This is a genomic window from Brevibacillus fluminis (genome assembly GCF_003710825.1).
In the GTDB taxonomy this organism is placed as follows: Bacteria; Bacillota; Bacilli; order Brevibacillales; family Brevibacillaceae; genus Brevibacillus_D; species Brevibacillus_D fluminis.
In genome coordinates this window covers 339,304-354,684 of record NZ_RHHQ01000012.1, presented here as the reverse complement: position 1 = coordinate 354,684, position 15,381 = coordinate 339,304, and the positions used below count along the sequence as shown (strand labels likewise).

The window sequence follows — 15,381 nt, the reverse complement described above, 5'->3', positions numbered from 1 at the left end:
TTAAGCTGCGGTTGCTCTTATACTGGATAAGAATTTTATAAATCCTTATCTGTACAAACAAAAGTCCCCGCGCAATGGTGGGGACTTTTGTTACGTCAGGCGTAAGCGCCATCTCCTGCTTGTCTAAACGCAAAGCAGAAAACCGATCCAGGCAAAGCATACGCCGAGAACTGCGGACAGCAGCACGTAGAAAAGCGCTGCCTTGCGCATGCCTTTCTCCACGAGCTGGACGGTTTCGAACCCGAACGTCGAAAACGTCGTGTACGCGCCGCAAAATCCTACGCCCACTAAGAGCCAGACATCCCCCGAGATGCTTCCCTTCTGGTGAAGAGCGTACAACACCCCGAGAATAAGCGAGCCGGTGAGATTGATCACAAACGTGCCTAAGGGAAACGTGTTTTTGCTATTGTCCGCAATGATTTTTCCTAAGAAAAACCTCATGAGCGCACCAACGATTCCGCATAAACCGATCCAGACCGTCATCGCTTGTGCCCCCCCTCTCGCGCCTTCCCTTTGTCCTGCTGCACAGCTATCCAAAAGCCCACTGCGGCAAACAAAATCCCGCCGACTACGCTTGCAGCCGCATACAATAGCGCCATCCCCGCTTGCCCTGCATCAATCAACTGCATCGTCTCCACCGAAAACGTGGAAAAGGTTGTGAACGCGCCGGTAAATCCGGTGCCGATGCCAAGCCGGATCGCCGACGGCGCTTTCCATCGAGTGAAAAACCAGCCGAGAAACAGGCAGCCGGCCATGTTGATCAACCATGTGCCGAGCGGAAACCCGGATTCCGCGGGCGGTACGAGCTGTCCTGCTTCATACCGTGCGATCGTCCCCAGAAAGGCACCGACGCTGAGGAAAAGTAGGTTCATGAATACGTACATTCCTTTCTGATTGGCTCTATAAAAAGAAACAAACTCCTACCGACCTAATGGTATCGGTAGGAGTCATCAGCCGTCGGGCAGGTAAAGGCGAACTCCATCGCCTGTAAAGTTAACCACATTGTAAAAGAGCATGATGCAGGTGTCAATGACGCGTTTCGATCTGGAAGCGTGCCAGCACAGCGTCCATTCTTTCAGCCAGATCGGCCAGCACAACAGCCGATGCGGCGCCTTCCTGCAGATGTGCGCTCTGCTCGGTCACGGCTGCCGCGATCAGTCCCATCCGTTCCTGGAGCTGGACAGCTGTCTTGTCAATCGTCCCGCTGCTTTCGTTCACTCGATCGATCCGGACTTTCAAATCTTGCAGGTCATGAAAAATGTGTCCGATTTCCGCATGAACCGCCTGATTGGCGTCCTGAATCAGCAGCAGCGATTGTGTCGTGTCGCGTGCGAGCATGCTGCCTCGCTCCATCTCGCTGACGCTTTCGTTCATCATCGCCTGCATCGTCTCCGATTCGCCTTGAACCGAATGGATGATCCGAGCGATTTCGCCTGCGGAATCAGCGGACAAGCCAGCCAGCTTGCGTATTTCCCCCGCGACCACCGCGAAGCCTTTGCCGGATTCTCCTGCTCGCGCCGCTTCGATGGAGGCGTTCAAGGACAGCAGGTTGGTCAGCTCGGAAATTTCAGCGATACGCAGCACAATCGCATTCATCGCGCGCGTCCGCGCCACAAGCTCCCCTGTATGGCTTGCCGTCTGCTTCATCACCTGTGCAACCGTCTGATACTGCTGGACAAACTGCGTGTTGGAGCGATTGCCTTCCTCCGCTAAAGCAGCCATGTGAGTAGCCCGTTCCAAAATGGCCTCCGATCCTTTGGCGATCTCTTGCGACAGCACGTGCATCGATTGTGTCGCCTCCGCTGTACCCTGCAGCTCACTGGCTTGCGTCCGCAGCGCTTCATCCATTTCTGTCACCGCATCGGCTACCCGTTCCCCTACCGTCACGTTTTGCTCCGAGCTTTCCTTCAGCCCGACAAACGTATGATGCACATTGTGGTTCACTTGGTGGGCGGTAGCGATAATTTCCTTGAGGCTGCCTGCCATCTCATTGAAAGAATGCGCCAGCCCTTTCAGCTCGTCATTGGTTTTCACCTTCATCTCTCCGACGGAAAGCTGACCCGCCGCGATTCGTTCCGCCAATTTCGTCAGCTCGCGGATGGGACGGGAAATGTTGCGTGCGATGAAAAGCGCTAGCAATACGGAGCCTACCAGCGCGGCGACAAGGGCGACCAGATTAATCGCAGCCGACTTTTTCTGCTCCGCCTGCAACGTCTGCCGGAGCGATTCGCTCTTCACCAGCTCCTGGCTGATCAGCCCATCGATTTGCGCCTGAAAAAATGCTTGCCGTTTCACGATCTCACCGAGTACATCCTCCATTTTCCCCAGCTCCTTCGCCCTCGCCAGCTGTTCCGCCCCCTCCATCTTGTCCACCAACAGCTGCAGCAGGTTCAGCGCCGCTTCCCGCTCCTTTGCGGAAAGAGAAAGCGATCCCCGCTCCAAATCGCTCTTGATCTGGTCCGCTGCTGTCCGGTGGCCCGCCGCCTCAATATCGGTGGTCCCGTAATAAACTGCACGCAGCTCCTTCTCGATGAGCGCAGACTTGCTTTTGATACCGCCAAGTAAAAACAAATTGCTCATGATACCCTCGTACTTTTCACTTTGCTTCTGCATCCCCATCGTCAAATACAGGTTCAGGCCGCCGAGGCAAAGGATCGCGACAGTAAAGCTAATCAGGATTTTCCGCGTAATCGTCAGCTGAAAACGCACGTTTTGGCGCATACGATCCCCCTTACAAACTCAATGCACATTTGTACTGTTTTAATTTCGTTGTTTATCCTTTTTTATCCTGTTTTTTCTTTTGATAATATCGTACAGTGAAAATGTAAAGGTGTCGTGAACATTTCACGACTATTTGGTAAAAGTTGCCCACCTTATTCAGCCCCCGTAGGCAAGTCTGGAGGCTGAGCCCGCAGCGATTTCGGTCATGAGAAACGATAGCGGCTCTGTTATACTTTAGCTAGCAGCTAAGACAGGCTTTTACCTTTCATCCTACTCTTTGTATTCGAAATGGAGACACAATCTCAATGGGCATTCGACACGTTTTCATTCATGGTTTATCCGGTATTGCACAAAGCGTTTTTTTCCGGAAGCCGCTCGCAGGAGGGATCTTCCTGTGTGCCTTCCTGCTTTACTCCCCGCTTCTCGCGTTCGCCTGCTTGGTTGGCACCATTGCTGCGAATGGTACCGCTTCACTCAGCAAACGTCCGCAGGCGACGATCGTAGAAGGTTTGTACGGATACAACGGGGCCTTGCTCGGACTCGCATTCGCCACCTTTTTGCCGCACGATTGGCTGCTTTGGGCGTGTATTGTGTTCACTGCGGGACTGAGCGTTTTTTTGTATGACCTGTTTCAACGCTTCGGCATCCCGCCCTACACGATGCCGTATGTAGCCCTCGCTTGGGTCGTACTTGCGATCATCCGTCCTGATCTCGGCGCCGCATCCGCGTCCGCTTTCAACTGGACAATTCCGCTCACGGGCATGGGACAAATTTTTTTCTTGCCCTCCGCACTTGGCGGCCTCTTGATTCTCGTAGGACTGGCCACCGCGTGCCCGCCACGCCAGCTTGTGCTCACCTTTGTTGGCGCCGCCATCGGCTGTCTGCCCTTCGCGTGGCTCGGCGAGGCACCCTATCTCACGGCTGGGTTGATCAGCACCAACGCGGCCTTATCCGCACTCGGAATTTTGCAGGTGAAGACGCGGTACCCTGCACTCCTGTCCATTTGTTTCGCGCTCGGGTCCGCGCTTCTCTATCCGTTCCTTTCTGCCCTGCTCGGCACCGTCGGGTTGCCTGCATTAACGTTTCCGTTCATCGCCACGATGTGGGTGGGACGATCGTTGATGGCATTCATTGAAAAGCGGAAGCGCGGTGTGGGGCAAGTGGTGTCTTCGTGAAAAAAGGACGTCCCCCTTGCTTTTAGCTCGGGTGACGCCCTTCTTTTCTATGCTCCTTTTATTTCCACGCCTGCGGATGATCATCGCTTACGAGCGACAGCTCCGCCGCACGCGCATTCACGCGCACCTGCTCCTCATCTTTGCAGCCCGGAATCACGCTGGTGACAGCCGGATGGGTGAGGCACCACGCGAGCGCCCACTCTGACATGCTGACTCCTTCCGGAACCTCCGTCCGTCTGATCTCATCTACAAGCTGCAGCTTGGCATCGCGCTCGTCGCGATCATGACGATTCCGCACGTCATTGGCGGCAAACGAGGCGCCTGGCTTGTATTTGCCGCTCAAGTATCCGCTTGCGAGCGGCACACGGGCCAATACGCCGAGATCCTGCTCTTCACAAGACGGGAAGACGCGCTCCTCCGGCTTGCGGTCAAGGCGGTTGTAGACAACCTGAATTGCCTGGGCGTTCACACGACTTGCCGCAGCCGTCTGGTGCAGATTGTCATTGCTGCCGATGGAGATGCCCAGATGACGGATTTTCCCCGTTTGCACTTGCTTATCCAGCATCGTCCACAAATCATCGCGGTCAAAAAACTCGTCTGCGCCGGAATGGAACTGATACAGGTCGATGTAATCCGTCCGCAGCGCGCGCAAGGAATCCTCCAGCTGCTTTTGCACCTCATCAGGCGTCCAATGGCCGGTTCGATCCTGATGACCGTGGAAGTGATGCCCGAACTTGGTCGCAAGCACCCACTCCTGCCGATCGCCAGCTATCGCTTCTCCAATGAAAGCTTCGGATAGATGATCGCCATAGCATTCAGCCGTGTCGATCAGGTTGATCCCCACTTCCTTCGCGGTGGCGAGCACCCGGTCCACCTCAGATTGCGTGTAGGTTCTGCCCCACTCTCCACCAAACTGCCACGTGCCGACTCCGACGACTGACACCTTCAGCCCTGTTTTTCCAAGTCTGCGGTATTTCATGCGAACCACTCCTTTTCCATCGTTAGGTAAATTCAACTCCAGCCAGTTGATCATTTGACAATCGCGTGTGAAAATCCTCCATCAACAGCACTTCGGCTCAAACGGCCAGTGGCACCTAGGCCCCTCGCCAATACCAATAGAGCGCGATCTCATCGGTCTGGCTGTCGATCCCTTGATAAACTTGAAAGTCAAACCAGCCAAGCACAAATCCGCATCGCTCATAAAACCGACATGCAGCAACATTGTTGTTTTGCGTTTCCAGCATGATTCCGGGCATCCCGCCTTCGTGTGCCCACTGCTTGGCCCGATCCATCAGCATGCGGCCGACTCCCGTTCTTCTGGCCGTTTGATCCACTTTGATCTCTTCTACACAAGCATAGCGATTCCAGTTTCGCTTCACCAGGATATGCCCCACTGCCTGATCGCCACAAAAAGCGACATAAATGATCTAGTCGGGATTGTTGATGTAAGACGAATAATCAACCTGTTCATCCGTGTAGCATTTTTGATAGGCTGGCACTTCTTGCTCTGTGTAGCTAATCTGCCGACAATTTACCGACAAAACTAGCTTGGATGTCACCACAAAGCTGCCTTCTGTATGAAACCACTCCTGCAAATAGTCGGGTTCCAATTCTTTAATGGAAATATTCATATCCATCCTCCAGTACCATCTCCTACCGACCATTATATTAGAAAACCTGGCTCCGCCAAGCTTTTTGGAGGAGCCGCGGTTGCACTTATAATCATCCCGACCACCCCAATCTGTTAGAACAACTGCCCTCCGCTCCATCCAATCCATCCCGATAACGGCGAAAAGCACTGGCGTCCATCACTCTCGCCAGTGCTTTTCCATTCACCATGTTTCTCACGAATTCGCCTGACGAACACGGGCGAATCCCGGTTTGTATTGATACGGCGGAACGATTTTTCCTTCAATCTTCTCAATCGCGCGTAGCGACCAGTATGGATCGTTCAGCATGCCCCTGCCGATGGCGACCAAATCGGCGTCGCCGTTCGCAAGCGTAGCCTCCGCTACCTCCGGTTCATCCAGATTGCCGACCGCAATGACCGGCACATCCAGCGCCTGCTTGATGGCCCGGGCGAGCGGGACTTGATAACCCGCATGATTGCCTGGTTTGTTCGCGCCGATCGGGCCGTCGCCGCCGCTTGAAATATGGAACAGATCGACACCGACCGCGCGGTACCGCTCCGCGATCTTGATGATATGGTCGAGCCCGTACCCGCCATCCCGGTACTCCACGGCAGACAGCCGCATGATGAGGGGCATCTGTGCCGGTATGACGCTTTTCACGGCCTCGATCACTTCCACTCCGAATCGGGCCAAATCTTTACCATACTCATCGTCCCGATGATTGCTGGACGGCGAGTGGAATTGGTGCAGCAAGTAACCGTGGGCGCCGTGCAGCTCGATCGTATCGAAGCCAGCGACCACCGCCCGTCTCGCCGCTTCGCGAAACTGGATGACCTGCTTCTTTACTTCCTCTGTCGAAAGCGCTCGCGGCGTTTTATAGGCTTCGCTATACGGGATTGCAGACGGAGCGACCGGCGTATCGGCGTCTTCCGCCTTGCGACCCGCGTGGGCAATCTGAATGCCGATGGCTGTCCCGTATTTTTTCACTTCCGAAACGATACGCGCATAGGCAGGGATTTGCTCGTCAGACCACAGCCCAAGATCCTGATTCACGACGCGGCCATCCGGCTCGACATTGGTCATCTCCACGATGATCAATCCAGCCCCACCGATCGCCCTTGAAACATAATGGACAAAATGCCAGTCGTTTGGCGTTCCATCCTCGGCCACGACGGAAAGCTGGCACATCGGTGGCATCACGATGCGGTTTTTTACGGATAGTCCTTTTAACTGAAAAGAGGCAGATAAGGTTAAACGGGTCATGTTTCTCATTCTCCTTCTTCTCGCTCTGTTTGTACTTAGCATTATAGAAAAAGGAGACGATGACTTACATGCAGCTTTCAAGTTATTCCCAATCGATTTCTTTTCATTTATAGTTAGTTTTACGGATTTACTTTCAAATAAAAGGGGGATGGACGATGGACGCTGTCGACTCGCGCATCCTGGAGCTTTTGCAGACGAATTCACGAATCACCATGTCGGAAATGGGGCGCATCATTGGCATGACGCCGCCGGCCGTAACGGAACGCGTGCGCAAGCTGGAAGATAAGGGCGTCATCAGTACGTACCGAGCGGTGCTCGCTCCCGAAAAATTGGGAAAAGGAATCGCAGCATTTATCCTCCTGCAATCGTACTCTTGCAGCGAAATCAACGAGTTTTGCAAGAATGAACCTGACGTCATCGATTTGTATCGCATCAGCGGACAGCACAATTTCCTGCTCAAGGTGCGGACGAAATCAATGGAAGCAATGGAGGAGTTCACGAACCGACTTGGCGCATACGGTAACTCGACGACATTGATCGTCCTGTCGACACGGTTTGAGCAGAAGGCGCTCGTCCCCGACATTGAGGAATAAAAAATCGTACAAAAAAGCAGCCGACGCTATCCTTATGCGTCGGCCGCTGCTTTTTAGACGGTAAACAGGTTTTGCAGTTTTTCTTGATCCAAATGGTTTCCGACCAGGAAGTTGCCGAATTCGCCGAAGCGGGCGCTGACCTCGTCGAAGCGCATTTCATAAATGATGTGTTTGAATTCAAGCGGATCGTGTGCAAACAGCGTAACGCCCCACTCCCAATCGTCGAAACCGACGGAACCACCGATGATCTGCTTGATTTTGCCCGCGTATTTGCGGCCGATCATGCCGTGGGAAGCCATCATTTGACGGCGCTCGTCCATCGTCAGCATGTACCAGTTGTCTTGCAGGTCGCGTTTTTTGTTCATCGGATAGAAGCAAATATGCTCCCATTTCGGCAGGACTGGGTAGAGTCGATCACGCACATGCGGGTTCGCTTTCGGGTCTTCTCCCGGGTTATTGACATAGTTGCTCAATTCAACCACGGACACATAGGAATAATCGGTTGTCGTGAATGCCGCGAAACGGCTTTTGTTGAACGCTGTCTTGATTTCATCGAGTTCTTGCAATGTCGGACGGAGGTACATGAAAACCAAATCCGCTTTGTGCCCCAGAATGGAGTAAACTGCGCTGCTGCCTTCATTCGCAGCCTCGTTCCCCTCCCACCCTTTCATCAGGGTGAAAAGATCGTCCAATGCTGCTTGACGCTCCTCGGCGGACGCTGCATTCCATTTTTCCCAGTTGATCTTGCGGAAATCATGGACGGTAAACCAGCCCTCCAGCGTGAGCAATGCTTCATTTTGGCTCATCTTGCAATCCAACTCCTTGCTATGTATTGTTCATCGTCCAGTATACCATAGGAAGACACGGCCAAATCAAATCGGAAGTAGCAATTGCGTGACAAGCGAAATCGGAATCAAACATTTTTGAAGCCCTCGCCCAGCACCTCGTTTGCCTGTGTCAGTATGATGAACGCCTGCGGATCAACTGCCTTTACCAATGCCTTCAGCTTGCTTACCTCGCTTTGGCTTACCACGACCATCAACACCATCCGCTTGTCGCCGGTAAAGCCACCGGAGCCGTTGATCTGCGTGAATCCGCGGTCCAGATCGAACAGGATCGCCTCTCGCAAGCTGTCGATCTCATTGGAGATGATGTAGGCTACCTTGGATGTATTGAAGCCGACCTGCACCACATCGATCGTCTTGCTGGTGACGAACAGACCGATCAGGGCGTACAGCGCTTTTTCCGGGGAAAAGATCACGCCAGCGAGCAAAATCACCAGCCCGTCAAACACGGCAACCGACAGCCCGAGACTTAATCCCGTATACTTGTGCAAAATTTGCGAGGCGATGGACAGACCGCCCGTCGAGCCGCGTCCGCGGAACACGATACCGATGCCTAGCCCAACGCCCATCCCGCCGTAAATGCTCGCCAACAGCGTATTGGTCGTGAGCACCGGCAGCGAGCTTGTCAGCATCACGCACAGCGGCAAAATGACCGATCCGACCGCCGTTTTGATGCTGTAATGCCGATCCAAAAGCCACAGCCCCAGAAGAAACAGCGGAATATTGAGCGCCCACTGAATGATGGCCGGGGGAAAACCGAATAGATTATGGATGATCGTGGACAGCCCGGACACACCACCCGATGCGATCTGGTTCGGATTGAGAAACATGTTGAAGCTCGCCGCCAAAATCAGCGACCCGATAATCAAATGAAGATAGTCATAAATGATGTGGCTCGGACTTTGCAGAGCCCCTTTTCGCAATTTCGCTTTCTTGCTCACGTTCACACCTCTACGTTAAGCTTTTCCCAAATTATGTTTGATGTAGAGATACTCTTCGATCTCGCGCAACAACGTAAACAGGGACGCTCTGATTTCAAATTCTTCCCGTGACAGCGGCAACGGGGCCTGCTTGATCGCCTCCACCATTACCTGTAGCTTTTCCAAAAAGAGGTAGGCAGTATTACCGGGATGGACGCGCGAGCCTAATTCTTCAAGGAATTCGGCGATTTGCGTACCCTGCGGCACTTGCAGCGTCAATGAGGAAACGATCGGCATCATCCGCTCAAGCAAAACGAACTGCTTCTCGCGCATAACGAAATAATCGAATGCGGTGTTTTCTTCGCGAATCAGCCGATTTTCGTTTTCCAAGACGGCCAGCTTGATCGCCTGATCGAGTAATTTCGCCGTTTCCAGCAACTCTTTGCCGTCCCATTCGCTTTCGCCCTGGCGCAAATAGATGGAGAACTCCTTGATGATCGTGCGGAAGTTTTGCTCGATGGTGCATTGCAGACCGGCTATCGTCTTGTTGTAGCTCGGCATCCACAGATTCATCAAAAGCGCGACGCCGACGCCGATTCCCACCAGCGACATTTCGTTGATCAGGATCGGGATCGTCATTTCCTGCAGCGTGAAAATATGCATCAGAATGACCGCGCTGGTGACGAAGCCCTCCTGTATTTTCAATTTCACCAAAACGGGGAGGAAGACCAGCAGCAAGATCGTGACGGTCCACGGATGGTACCCCAGCAGACTGAAAAAAAGAAAAGCAAACAAGATGACCAACAGGCTCGCGGCAAACCGAAATAGCGAAGTTTTCACCGTTCGCTTGCGCGTAACCTGGATGCACAGGATGGCGATCGTACCTGCCGTGGCGAAATAATCCAGCCCGATGGCATGGGCAATCGCGATGGAAACACCGGTTCCAATTGCTGTTTTTATCGTTCGCGTACCAATGAACACGTTATTTCCTTCCTTATCACTTGGAATTAGTAACCTGCCTCCCATCTTGACATGAACTGCCAAACCAAATCAAGTTACGAAAAAATGACTGTTTCGTTTTTGTTTAGTTTTTATCATAATGAGGAAGTAACGTTTTCGGTTGCCAAACCGTCATTACGTTCATACATGTTTTGTCACCTGCTCAAGGAGGTTCACGCTCATGCAACATTCCAAAACAACACTGGCAGCCGTTTTTTTCGGCTTGTCCGTCACGCTGCTTTCCGGATGCGATATCCTGAACAACAGCGCCCAGCCAACTCCAAAACCCGCGACAGAAGCGAATCAGACGCCAACCGTGCCACCTTCGTCATCGCAGGAAACACCGTCTTCACAGACACCAGCAGCCCCTGACGCCGAACAACCTTCAACAACGATAGAACCGACGCCAGCGACTCCCCAGCCATCCGCCAATGAGCCAAAAGAAGTGGACGGCGATCCTGATAGTCTGAGCATTTTGGTAAACAAGCAGTACAAGCTCCCTGACCACTTCAAGCCAGCCGATCTGGTCGACCCTAACGTGCCATTCATTTTCAAAGGAAAGTCGGAGAAACGAATGATGCGTAAGGAAGCCGCAGAAGCGTTGGAAAAAATGTTTGCGGGCGCGAAAAAGGATGGCATCCAGTTGGCAGGCGTATCGGCCTACCGCTCTGAAGCCACCCAGCGCGTGCTTTTTGAAAACTATGTGAAAAAGGACGGCGAGGAAGCCGCCCGCAAATACAGCGCGTTACCTGGCACCAGCGAGCATGAAACGGGCCTTGCCATCGACGTTTCTGGCAGTACCGGCGCTTGCGCGGCACAAGACTGCTTCGGCGATACGAAAGAAGCTGCCTGGCTCGCCAAGCATGCCGCCGAATACGGCTTCATCATCCGTTATCCGGAAGGCAAAGATTCGATCACCGGCTACCAGTACGAACCGTGGCACCTCCGTTATGTCGGCAACCAGATCGCCGGTGAAATCAGCGGGAAAAACATCACGCTGGAAGAATACTTGAATGCCGTTCCGGCCACCGCATCGGCAAACTAAACGGCAGCTTTTATGGATGCTGGCTGTGCGGCGCTTTGTTTTCCACAAGCGCGTTGCCGCCATCCACCACAAACAGCTGTCCAGTGATGTACGAAGCTTGCTCGGAAGCGAGGAACGCGATCATGTGTCCCACTTCCTCCGGCCGGCCGCTGCGTCCCATCGGGGTTTGGCGGCCGGCTTGTGCTTCGAGCGGCGTCTGAGACCCGGTTGCGATCCAACCGGGTGCAACGCTGTTGATCGTAATGTTCTGCTTCGCCACCTCGATAGCGATCCCCATGCTCATTCCCACCATCGCGGCCTTTGCCGCTCCGTAAGCCGCTTCGCCCGGGTTGGCGCCAAGCGTTCCCGTCGTCGACGAGACGTTGACGATCCTCCCGTACTGATTCGCAATCATATGCGGCAACACCGCGCGCGTGACATTGAAGCAAGTCGTCAAATTGCGGGAAATCCCCAAATCCCATTCTTCATCCGGCAGCTCGGCGAACGCGATGAATTTTTCCGGTTCGCCCACCTGCGTCATGCCCGCATTGTTGACCAAAATGTCGATGCGTCCGAAATCTTCCGCCACCTGCTCCACCATGCCGCGCGTCTGCACCCGGACCATCAGATCGGCGACGTACCCGCGTGCCTCAATTCCTTCTTCCGCAAGCTCGCGCGCACGTGCGTTGATTCTCTCTGTCGTCGCCACCAGTGCGATTCTGCCTCCCAGTCTGCCGATGATTTTCGCCGCTGCAAAGCCGATGCCGCTGTCGCTACCAGCCCCCGAGACCAGGCATACCTTTTCATCAAAACGCATGAGTCCCTGCATTCTTCTCTACTCCCTTCCTTCTGACGCACGTTTTCGACAAAAAAGAAAAAATCCCTGTTCGAAAGGGATTTCATCCAGTCATGCTCATCGTATGCGCCACAACGCTGTTTTCCAGTAACCGAGAAAAAAGAGGGCGTTGAGGATCGCCGCGGTCAAGAAAATGACGCTGCTGCCCCACCACATCATGACCCAACCTGCTGCATACACCGTGACTGGCATGCCCAACCGGAAGAGCGTACCTGTGATGCCGCCGATCCGCCCCATAAGCGGAGCGGGCGTCTGCTCCAGCCGGAACGTATAGACGCTCACCGTATAGACAGCAGTGGCGAATCCACCCAGAATGAGCGCGGGGATCATCAGGAGCGGTCCATTTGAAGCGTACAAGCCCAAAAAACTGAGCCCATTCCCGATGAAGCTTGCCCCAAACAGCTTCCCAAGCCCCATGCTGTCGCGCAGACGTTTGGCGCAAATGCTGCCGAGAAGGCCGCCAGCGCCCGCCGACGAGAGTGTGAGAGCAAGTGCGGACGAGGACAGATGCAGTTCATCCTTGGCATAGAAAATCATGGTCGTGTTTACAACCGTCATGGTACAATTCAACAAAACCACGAACACGGTCATCATCACCAGCATCCGGTTGGCGCGAAACATCGTCCACCCTTCCCGCAAATCCGCAATGAACGACCCATGCGGTGCGAGCGGCACCGGCTCCTGAACCTTCAGTGTGCGCATCAAAAACAGACTGATCACATATAGACCTGCCGTAATCAAGAGCCCATCGTGAATGTGTGCCAAGAGCAAAACTAGGCTGGAGACAGCAGGGCCCATAATGCCGACAAACGTCTCAGCAAACGTCAATTTTGCATTGGCCGCTGTCAGCCGGTCAGAGGGTACACACAGCTTCGTCAGGCTAATCTGCGCATTGAAGTAGCCGTAATTGAACGTCATCAGCAAAAAGCCGATCAGGTAGTACACCGGTAAAAACGGGATGCCCGCTTGCGCCAGACCGACGAGCGACAACAGCAAACAAGCCTGCACCGCAATCATTAAGAGCACCCATCGCTTTTTGTTCACGCGGTCGACTACGACGCCGATCAGCATGCCGAACAGCAGATTGGGCAAAAGCTCAGCCGTCCGCATCGAAGCCATCGCCACCGAAGAATGGGTGATGTCGTACATCATTAACGGCAGCACCAGTTCATAAATTTTATTGCCGATATTGAGCAAGAAAGCGGATGCCAGCAGGATGGCAAACGACCGTTCCTTGCCCGTCGCCGCTTTCGCAGCAGGTACTAGTATCGCCATGCTCGTTTCCTTCCTCTCTCATCGTTTCGCAATCTTAATTGTAGCGACTGCGGGTAAGAGAAAAAGGGCAAACATCCGCGCGCTCCTTTCGCCTTTTTTAATCCGCATTCCCGAATGGAGTTTTCCCATGACCATCACACTCGATTATTTGGCGCTCCGCCACGCATTCGCACAGATCGCAGACGGCGAGCCTGTCCGCGTTACCCTTTCGCAGCTCGCCGCGATCTTGTTTTGTACGCCTCGCAATGCCAAGCTGTTGCTCAAAAAAATGGAGCAAGCCGATTGGCTGCGCTTTGTTCCTGGCGTCGGTCGCGGCAATCCCTCAACACTCACCTTCCTCCTCCCGCTGCAAGCCGTACTTTTGGAAGTGGCGCAAGCGCGTCTTGCGCACGGACAACTTCACGAAGCGATCGAGCTGTTGGACAAGTACGGCACCGGAACCTCGGCCAAGCAGCAATTTTGGCAAAAGCTTTCCGGCACGTTCGGCTATGCGGTTCGAACCGAGGACACAAGCCGTATCGAGACGCTGCGCTTTCCGACCGGACGGCAAATTTTGACGCTCGATCCAGCCGAGGCGTTTTACGCATTCGACATTCATCTGGTGCGGCAGATTTTCGATACGCTGGTCGCATTGGATCGGGAGAAAAACGTCTGTATCCCACGCTTGGCCCACAGCTGGGAAGCAAATCACGATGCGACGCGCTGGGTCTTTTACTTGCGCAAAGGCATCCGGTTCCACAACGGCCTCGAATGCACAGCGGACGATGTCGTGCGTACGGTTCAGCGGCTTGGGCACACACCTTGCTCGCAGCCGGGAGAGTGGCTTGGCAGGCAGCTCGGGACAGCCGTCGCGCTTGATCGCTATACGGTCTTGTTCAAGCTAGCCTCGCCGAACTGGATCTTGCCCCGTTTTCTCGCCCATCCGTCCGCATCGATCATTGGACAAGCGGCGGAGTCGGATACAGGACTGCTTACCGGTACTGGCGCGTTTCGCGTGACGAAATGGCAGCCGTTTCTCACGGTGCTCGAAGCTTTTGACGACTATTTTGCCGGACGCGCCCAAACCGACAACGTGGAAATTTTGCAGCTTCTGCCTGAGCAGCTTGCGGAGTGGGAGTCTGCCGCCCCCCGCCAGCTGATGGTCGATACAGGTGAAATGGCGCAGCCGACCTTCGCCGACTGGGACACCAAGCACTTTTTCCATGCCAGCAGCAGCATCCTGACCTTCAACCGGAAAAAAGCCGGACCGCAAAACGACCGGCATTTTCGCGAAGCGCTGCGACTCATTCTCTCACCGGAGCGGATGATCGCTGACCTGGGCGGCTTTCGGGATAGCCCTGCACATGGGTTTCATTACCGCGGCGGCGAGGCGATGCCACAGGAGTCAACGAAGGTCAGCAACGACGACATTCTCCAGCTCATCGCGCGCAGCGGCTATCGAGGAGAAGAGCTGCGCCTGTCCACATACGGAAGGCATGCGGCAGATGCCCGCTGGATCGCGTGGCAGTGCCAGGCATATGGCATCACGATTACAGTGGAGCTGCACAGCTGGGGCGATTTACGAGATTCGGCCATTTGGGCGGCGAGCGACTTTTTGATGTTCGGTGCTGTCATCTATGTCGAGCAAGTCACGCAAATCGAGCTGCTCCAATCGGCCGCCTGCTTCATTCGCCCGCACTTGGCCCCCGCTGTAGACGACATCATCGATCAGCAGATCGGCCAGCTTTTAGCCGAGCCATGCGATATACGCCGGGAGCAGCTCTTGCTTGAAATCGAACGTCTGCTGCAGCGTGAAAACGCCCTGCTGTTTTTGCTGCACAACACACTGACAGCTTCCTACCCGTCCACGGTCAAAAATGTCCGGTTTACGGCGGAAGGCTGGATCGATTTCTCCTGCATCTGGTTTCAGCCTGACACAGCGAAAGCAGCCCTCGGGGAAGACCATAAGCCATCAAATTAATGAATCGGCAAGTAATTTTAATTTTTGAAATTCCTTTGCTAAGTCAACCGATTCAGTTAACCACCTCTCATTAAAGGTATTTGACAAAATTACTGTTCTTGCAAATTCTAGTGGATCTT

At 54.0% G+C, this 15,381-nt stretch carries 14 protein-coding genes, 1 pseudogene and 1 riboswitch; of the genes and pseudogenes, 4 read left to right on the top strand and 11 right to left on the bottom strand.

From position 1 onward, the window contains the following. Positions 1 to 123: 123 nt before the first annotated feature. The 3 genes from crcB (EDM56_RS15835) to EDM56_RS15825 form a co-directional block, all read right to left on the bottom strand. On the bottom strand, positions 124 to 483 hold the full coding sequence (gene crcB, locus EDM56_RS15835; RefSeq protein WP_122918853.1) for a fluoride efflux transporter CrcB: 360 nt from the start codon (positions 481 to 483) through the stop codon (positions 124 to 126). After that, positions 480 to 872, bottom strand: coding sequence for a fluoride efflux transporter CrcB (gene crcB, locus EDM56_RS15830; RefSeq protein ID WP_122919198.1), 393 nt, complete (start codon positions 870 to 872; stop codon positions 480 to 482). The genes crcB (EDM56_RS15835) and crcB (EDM56_RS15830) overlap by 4 nt, the downstream gene beginning before the upstream one ends. Positions 873 to 934: 62 nt before the next feature. Next, positions 935 to 995: riboswitch (Fluoride riboswitch) on the bottom strand. Positions 996 to 1,026: 31 nt separating this feature from the next. Further along, entirely contained in the window at positions 1,027 to 2,721 is a 1,695-nt protein-coding gene (locus EDM56_RS15825; protein WP_122918852.1) for a methyl-accepting chemotaxis protein, read from the bottom strand. Between the two features lie 305 nt (positions 2,722 to 3,026). Between EDM56_RS15825 and EDM56_RS15820 the strand changes: the two genes are divergently transcribed. Beyond that, the gene (locus tag EDM56_RS15820) at positions 3,027 to 3,896 is read left to right on the top strand and encodes an urea transporter (RefSeq protein ID WP_122918851.1); all 870 of its coding nucleotides are present in this window, start codon (positions 3,027 to 3,029) and stop codon (positions 3,894 to 3,896) included. Between the two features lie 58 nt (positions 3,897 to 3,954). Here the strand turns inward: EDM56_RS15820 and EDM56_RS15815 are convergent, their stop codons facing one another. The 3 genes and pseudogenes from EDM56_RS15815 to EDM56_RS15805 form a co-directional block, all read right to left on the bottom strand. Continuing rightward, positions 3,955 to 4,875: an aldo/keto reductase gene (locus EDM56_RS15815; protein ID WP_122918850.1), complete on the bottom strand. Its 921-nt coding sequence runs from the start codon at positions 4,873 to 4,875 to the stop codon at positions 3,955 to 3,957. Between the two features lie 115 nt (positions 4,876 to 4,990). Then, a pseudogene (locus EDM56_RS15810) lies at positions 4,991 to 5,527 on the bottom strand (GNAT family N-acetyltransferase). A 213-nt stretch (positions 5,528 to 5,740) separates the two neighbouring features. Further along, positions 5,741 to 6,790, bottom strand: a complete 1,050-nt coding sequence (locus EDM56_RS15805) for an NADH:flavin oxidoreductase/NADH oxidase (protein ID WP_122918849.1) — start codon at positions 6,788 to 6,790, stop codon at positions 5,741 to 5,743. A gap of 155 nt (positions 6,791 to 6,945) precedes the next feature. Between EDM56_RS15805 and EDM56_RS15800 the strand changes: the two genes are divergently transcribed. After that, complete coding sequence (locus tag EDM56_RS15800; RefSeq protein ID WP_122918848.1) at positions 6,946 to 7,383, top strand: Lrp/AsnC family transcriptional regulator; 438 nt, start codon at positions 6,946 to 6,948, stop codon at positions 7,381 to 7,383. 53 nt (positions 7,384 to 7,436) lie between these two features. Here the strand turns inward: EDM56_RS15800 and hemQ are convergent, their stop codons facing one another. The 3 genes from hemQ to EDM56_RS15785 form a co-directional block, all read right to left on the bottom strand. Next, entirely contained in the window at positions 7,437 to 8,189 is a 753-nt protein-coding gene (gene hemQ, locus EDM56_RS15795; protein WP_122918847.1) for a hydrogen peroxide-dependent heme synthase, read from the bottom strand. Between the two features lie 107 nt (positions 8,190 to 8,296). Further along, positions 8,297 to 9,169 carry a YitT family protein gene (locus EDM56_RS15790; protein ID WP_122918846.1) on the bottom strand — a complete coding sequence of 291 codons (873 nt, stop codon included), beginning with the start codon at positions 9,167 to 9,169 and terminating at the stop codon, positions 8,297 to 8,299. A 15-nt stretch (positions 9,170 to 9,184) separates the two neighbouring features. Further along, positions 9,185 to 10,129: an aromatic acid exporter family protein gene (locus EDM56_RS15785; protein WP_183192460.1), complete on the bottom strand. Its 945-nt coding sequence runs from the start codon at positions 10,127 to 10,129 to the stop codon at positions 9,185 to 9,187. A 199-nt stretch (positions 10,130 to 10,328) separates the two neighbouring features. Between EDM56_RS15785 and EDM56_RS15780 the strand changes: the two genes are divergently transcribed. Next, complete coding sequence (locus tag EDM56_RS15780; protein WP_122918844.1) at positions 10,329 to 11,192, top strand: M15 family metallopeptidase; 864 nt, start codon at positions 10,329 to 10,331, stop codon at positions 11,190 to 11,192. A 10-nt stretch (positions 11,193 to 11,202) separates the two neighbouring features. Here the strand turns inward: EDM56_RS15780 and EDM56_RS15775 are convergent, their stop codons facing one another. Both EDM56_RS15775 and EDM56_RS15770 read right to left on the bottom strand, forming a co-directional pair. Then, positions 11,203 to 12,000 (bottom strand): SDR family NAD(P)-dependent oxidoreductase, encoded by a 798-nt coding sequence (locus tag EDM56_RS15775; RefSeq protein WP_221175983.1) that lies wholly within the window; start codon positions 11,998 to 12,000, stop codon positions 11,203 to 11,205. An 84-nt stretch (positions 12,001 to 12,084) separates the two neighbouring features. Beyond that, entirely contained in the window at positions 12,085 to 13,302 is a 1,218-nt protein-coding gene (locus tag EDM56_RS15770; protein ID WP_122919196.1) for an MFS transporter, read from the bottom strand. Positions 13,303 to 13,429: 127 nt separating this feature from the next. Here EDM56_RS15770 and EDM56_RS15765 point away from each other — a divergent pair, with 127 nt between their 5' ends. Next, a complete protein-coding gene (locus EDM56_RS15765; RefSeq protein WP_183192459.1) occupies positions 13,430 to 15,262 on the top strand; it encodes an ABC transporter substrate-binding protein in 1,833 nt (610 codons plus the stop codon). The last annotated feature ends 119 nt before the right edge of the window (positions 15,263 to 15,381 follow it).

Bases quoted from the DNA above. Each gene is read 5' to 3' on its own strand.
- EDM56_RS15770 (WP_122919196.1), bottom strand. From the start codon at position 13,302: ATGGCGATACTAGTACCTGCTGCGAAAGCGGCGACGGGCAAGGAACGG.
- crcB (WP_122919198.1), bottom strand. From the start codon at position 872: ATGAACCTACTTTTCCTCAGCGTCGGTGCCTTTCTGGGGACGATCGCA.
- EDM56_RS15800 (WP_122918848.1), top strand. From the start codon at position 6,946: ATGGACGCTGTCGACTCGCGCATCCTGGAGCTTTTGCAGACGAATTCA.
- hemQ (WP_122918847.1), bottom strand. From the start codon at position 8,189: ATGAGCCAAAATGAAGCATTGCTCACGCTGGAGGGCTGGTTTACCGTC.
- crcB (WP_122918853.1), bottom strand. From the start codon at position 483: ATGACGGTCTGGATCGGTTTATGCGGAATCGTTGGTGCGCTCATGAGG.
- EDM56_RS15825 (WP_122918852.1), bottom strand. From the start codon at position 2,721: ATGCGCCAAAACGTGCGTTTTCAGCTGACGATTACGCGGAAAATCCTG.
- EDM56_RS15815 (WP_122918850.1), bottom strand. From the start codon at position 4,875: ATGAAATACCGCAGACTTGGAAAAACAGGGCTGAAGGTGTCAGTCGTC.
- EDM56_RS15775 (WP_221175983.1), bottom strand. From the start codon at position 12,000: ATGCAGGGACTCATGCGTTTTGATGAAAAGGTATGCCTGGTCTCGGGG.
- EDM56_RS15805 (WP_122918849.1), bottom strand. From the start codon at position 6,790: ATGACCCGTTTAACCTTATCTGCCTCTTTTCAGTTAAAAGGACTATCC.
- EDM56_RS15765 (WP_183192459.1), top strand. From the start codon at position 13,430: ATGACCATCACACTCGATTATTTGGCGCTCCGCCACGCATTCGCACAG.
- EDM56_RS15780 (WP_122918844.1), top strand. From the start codon at position 10,329: ATGCAACATTCCAAAACAACACTGGCAGCCGTTTTTTTCGGCTTGTCC.
- EDM56_RS15820 (WP_122918851.1), top strand. From the start codon at position 3,027: ATGGGCATTCGACACGTTTTCATTCATGGTTTATCCGGTATTGCACAA.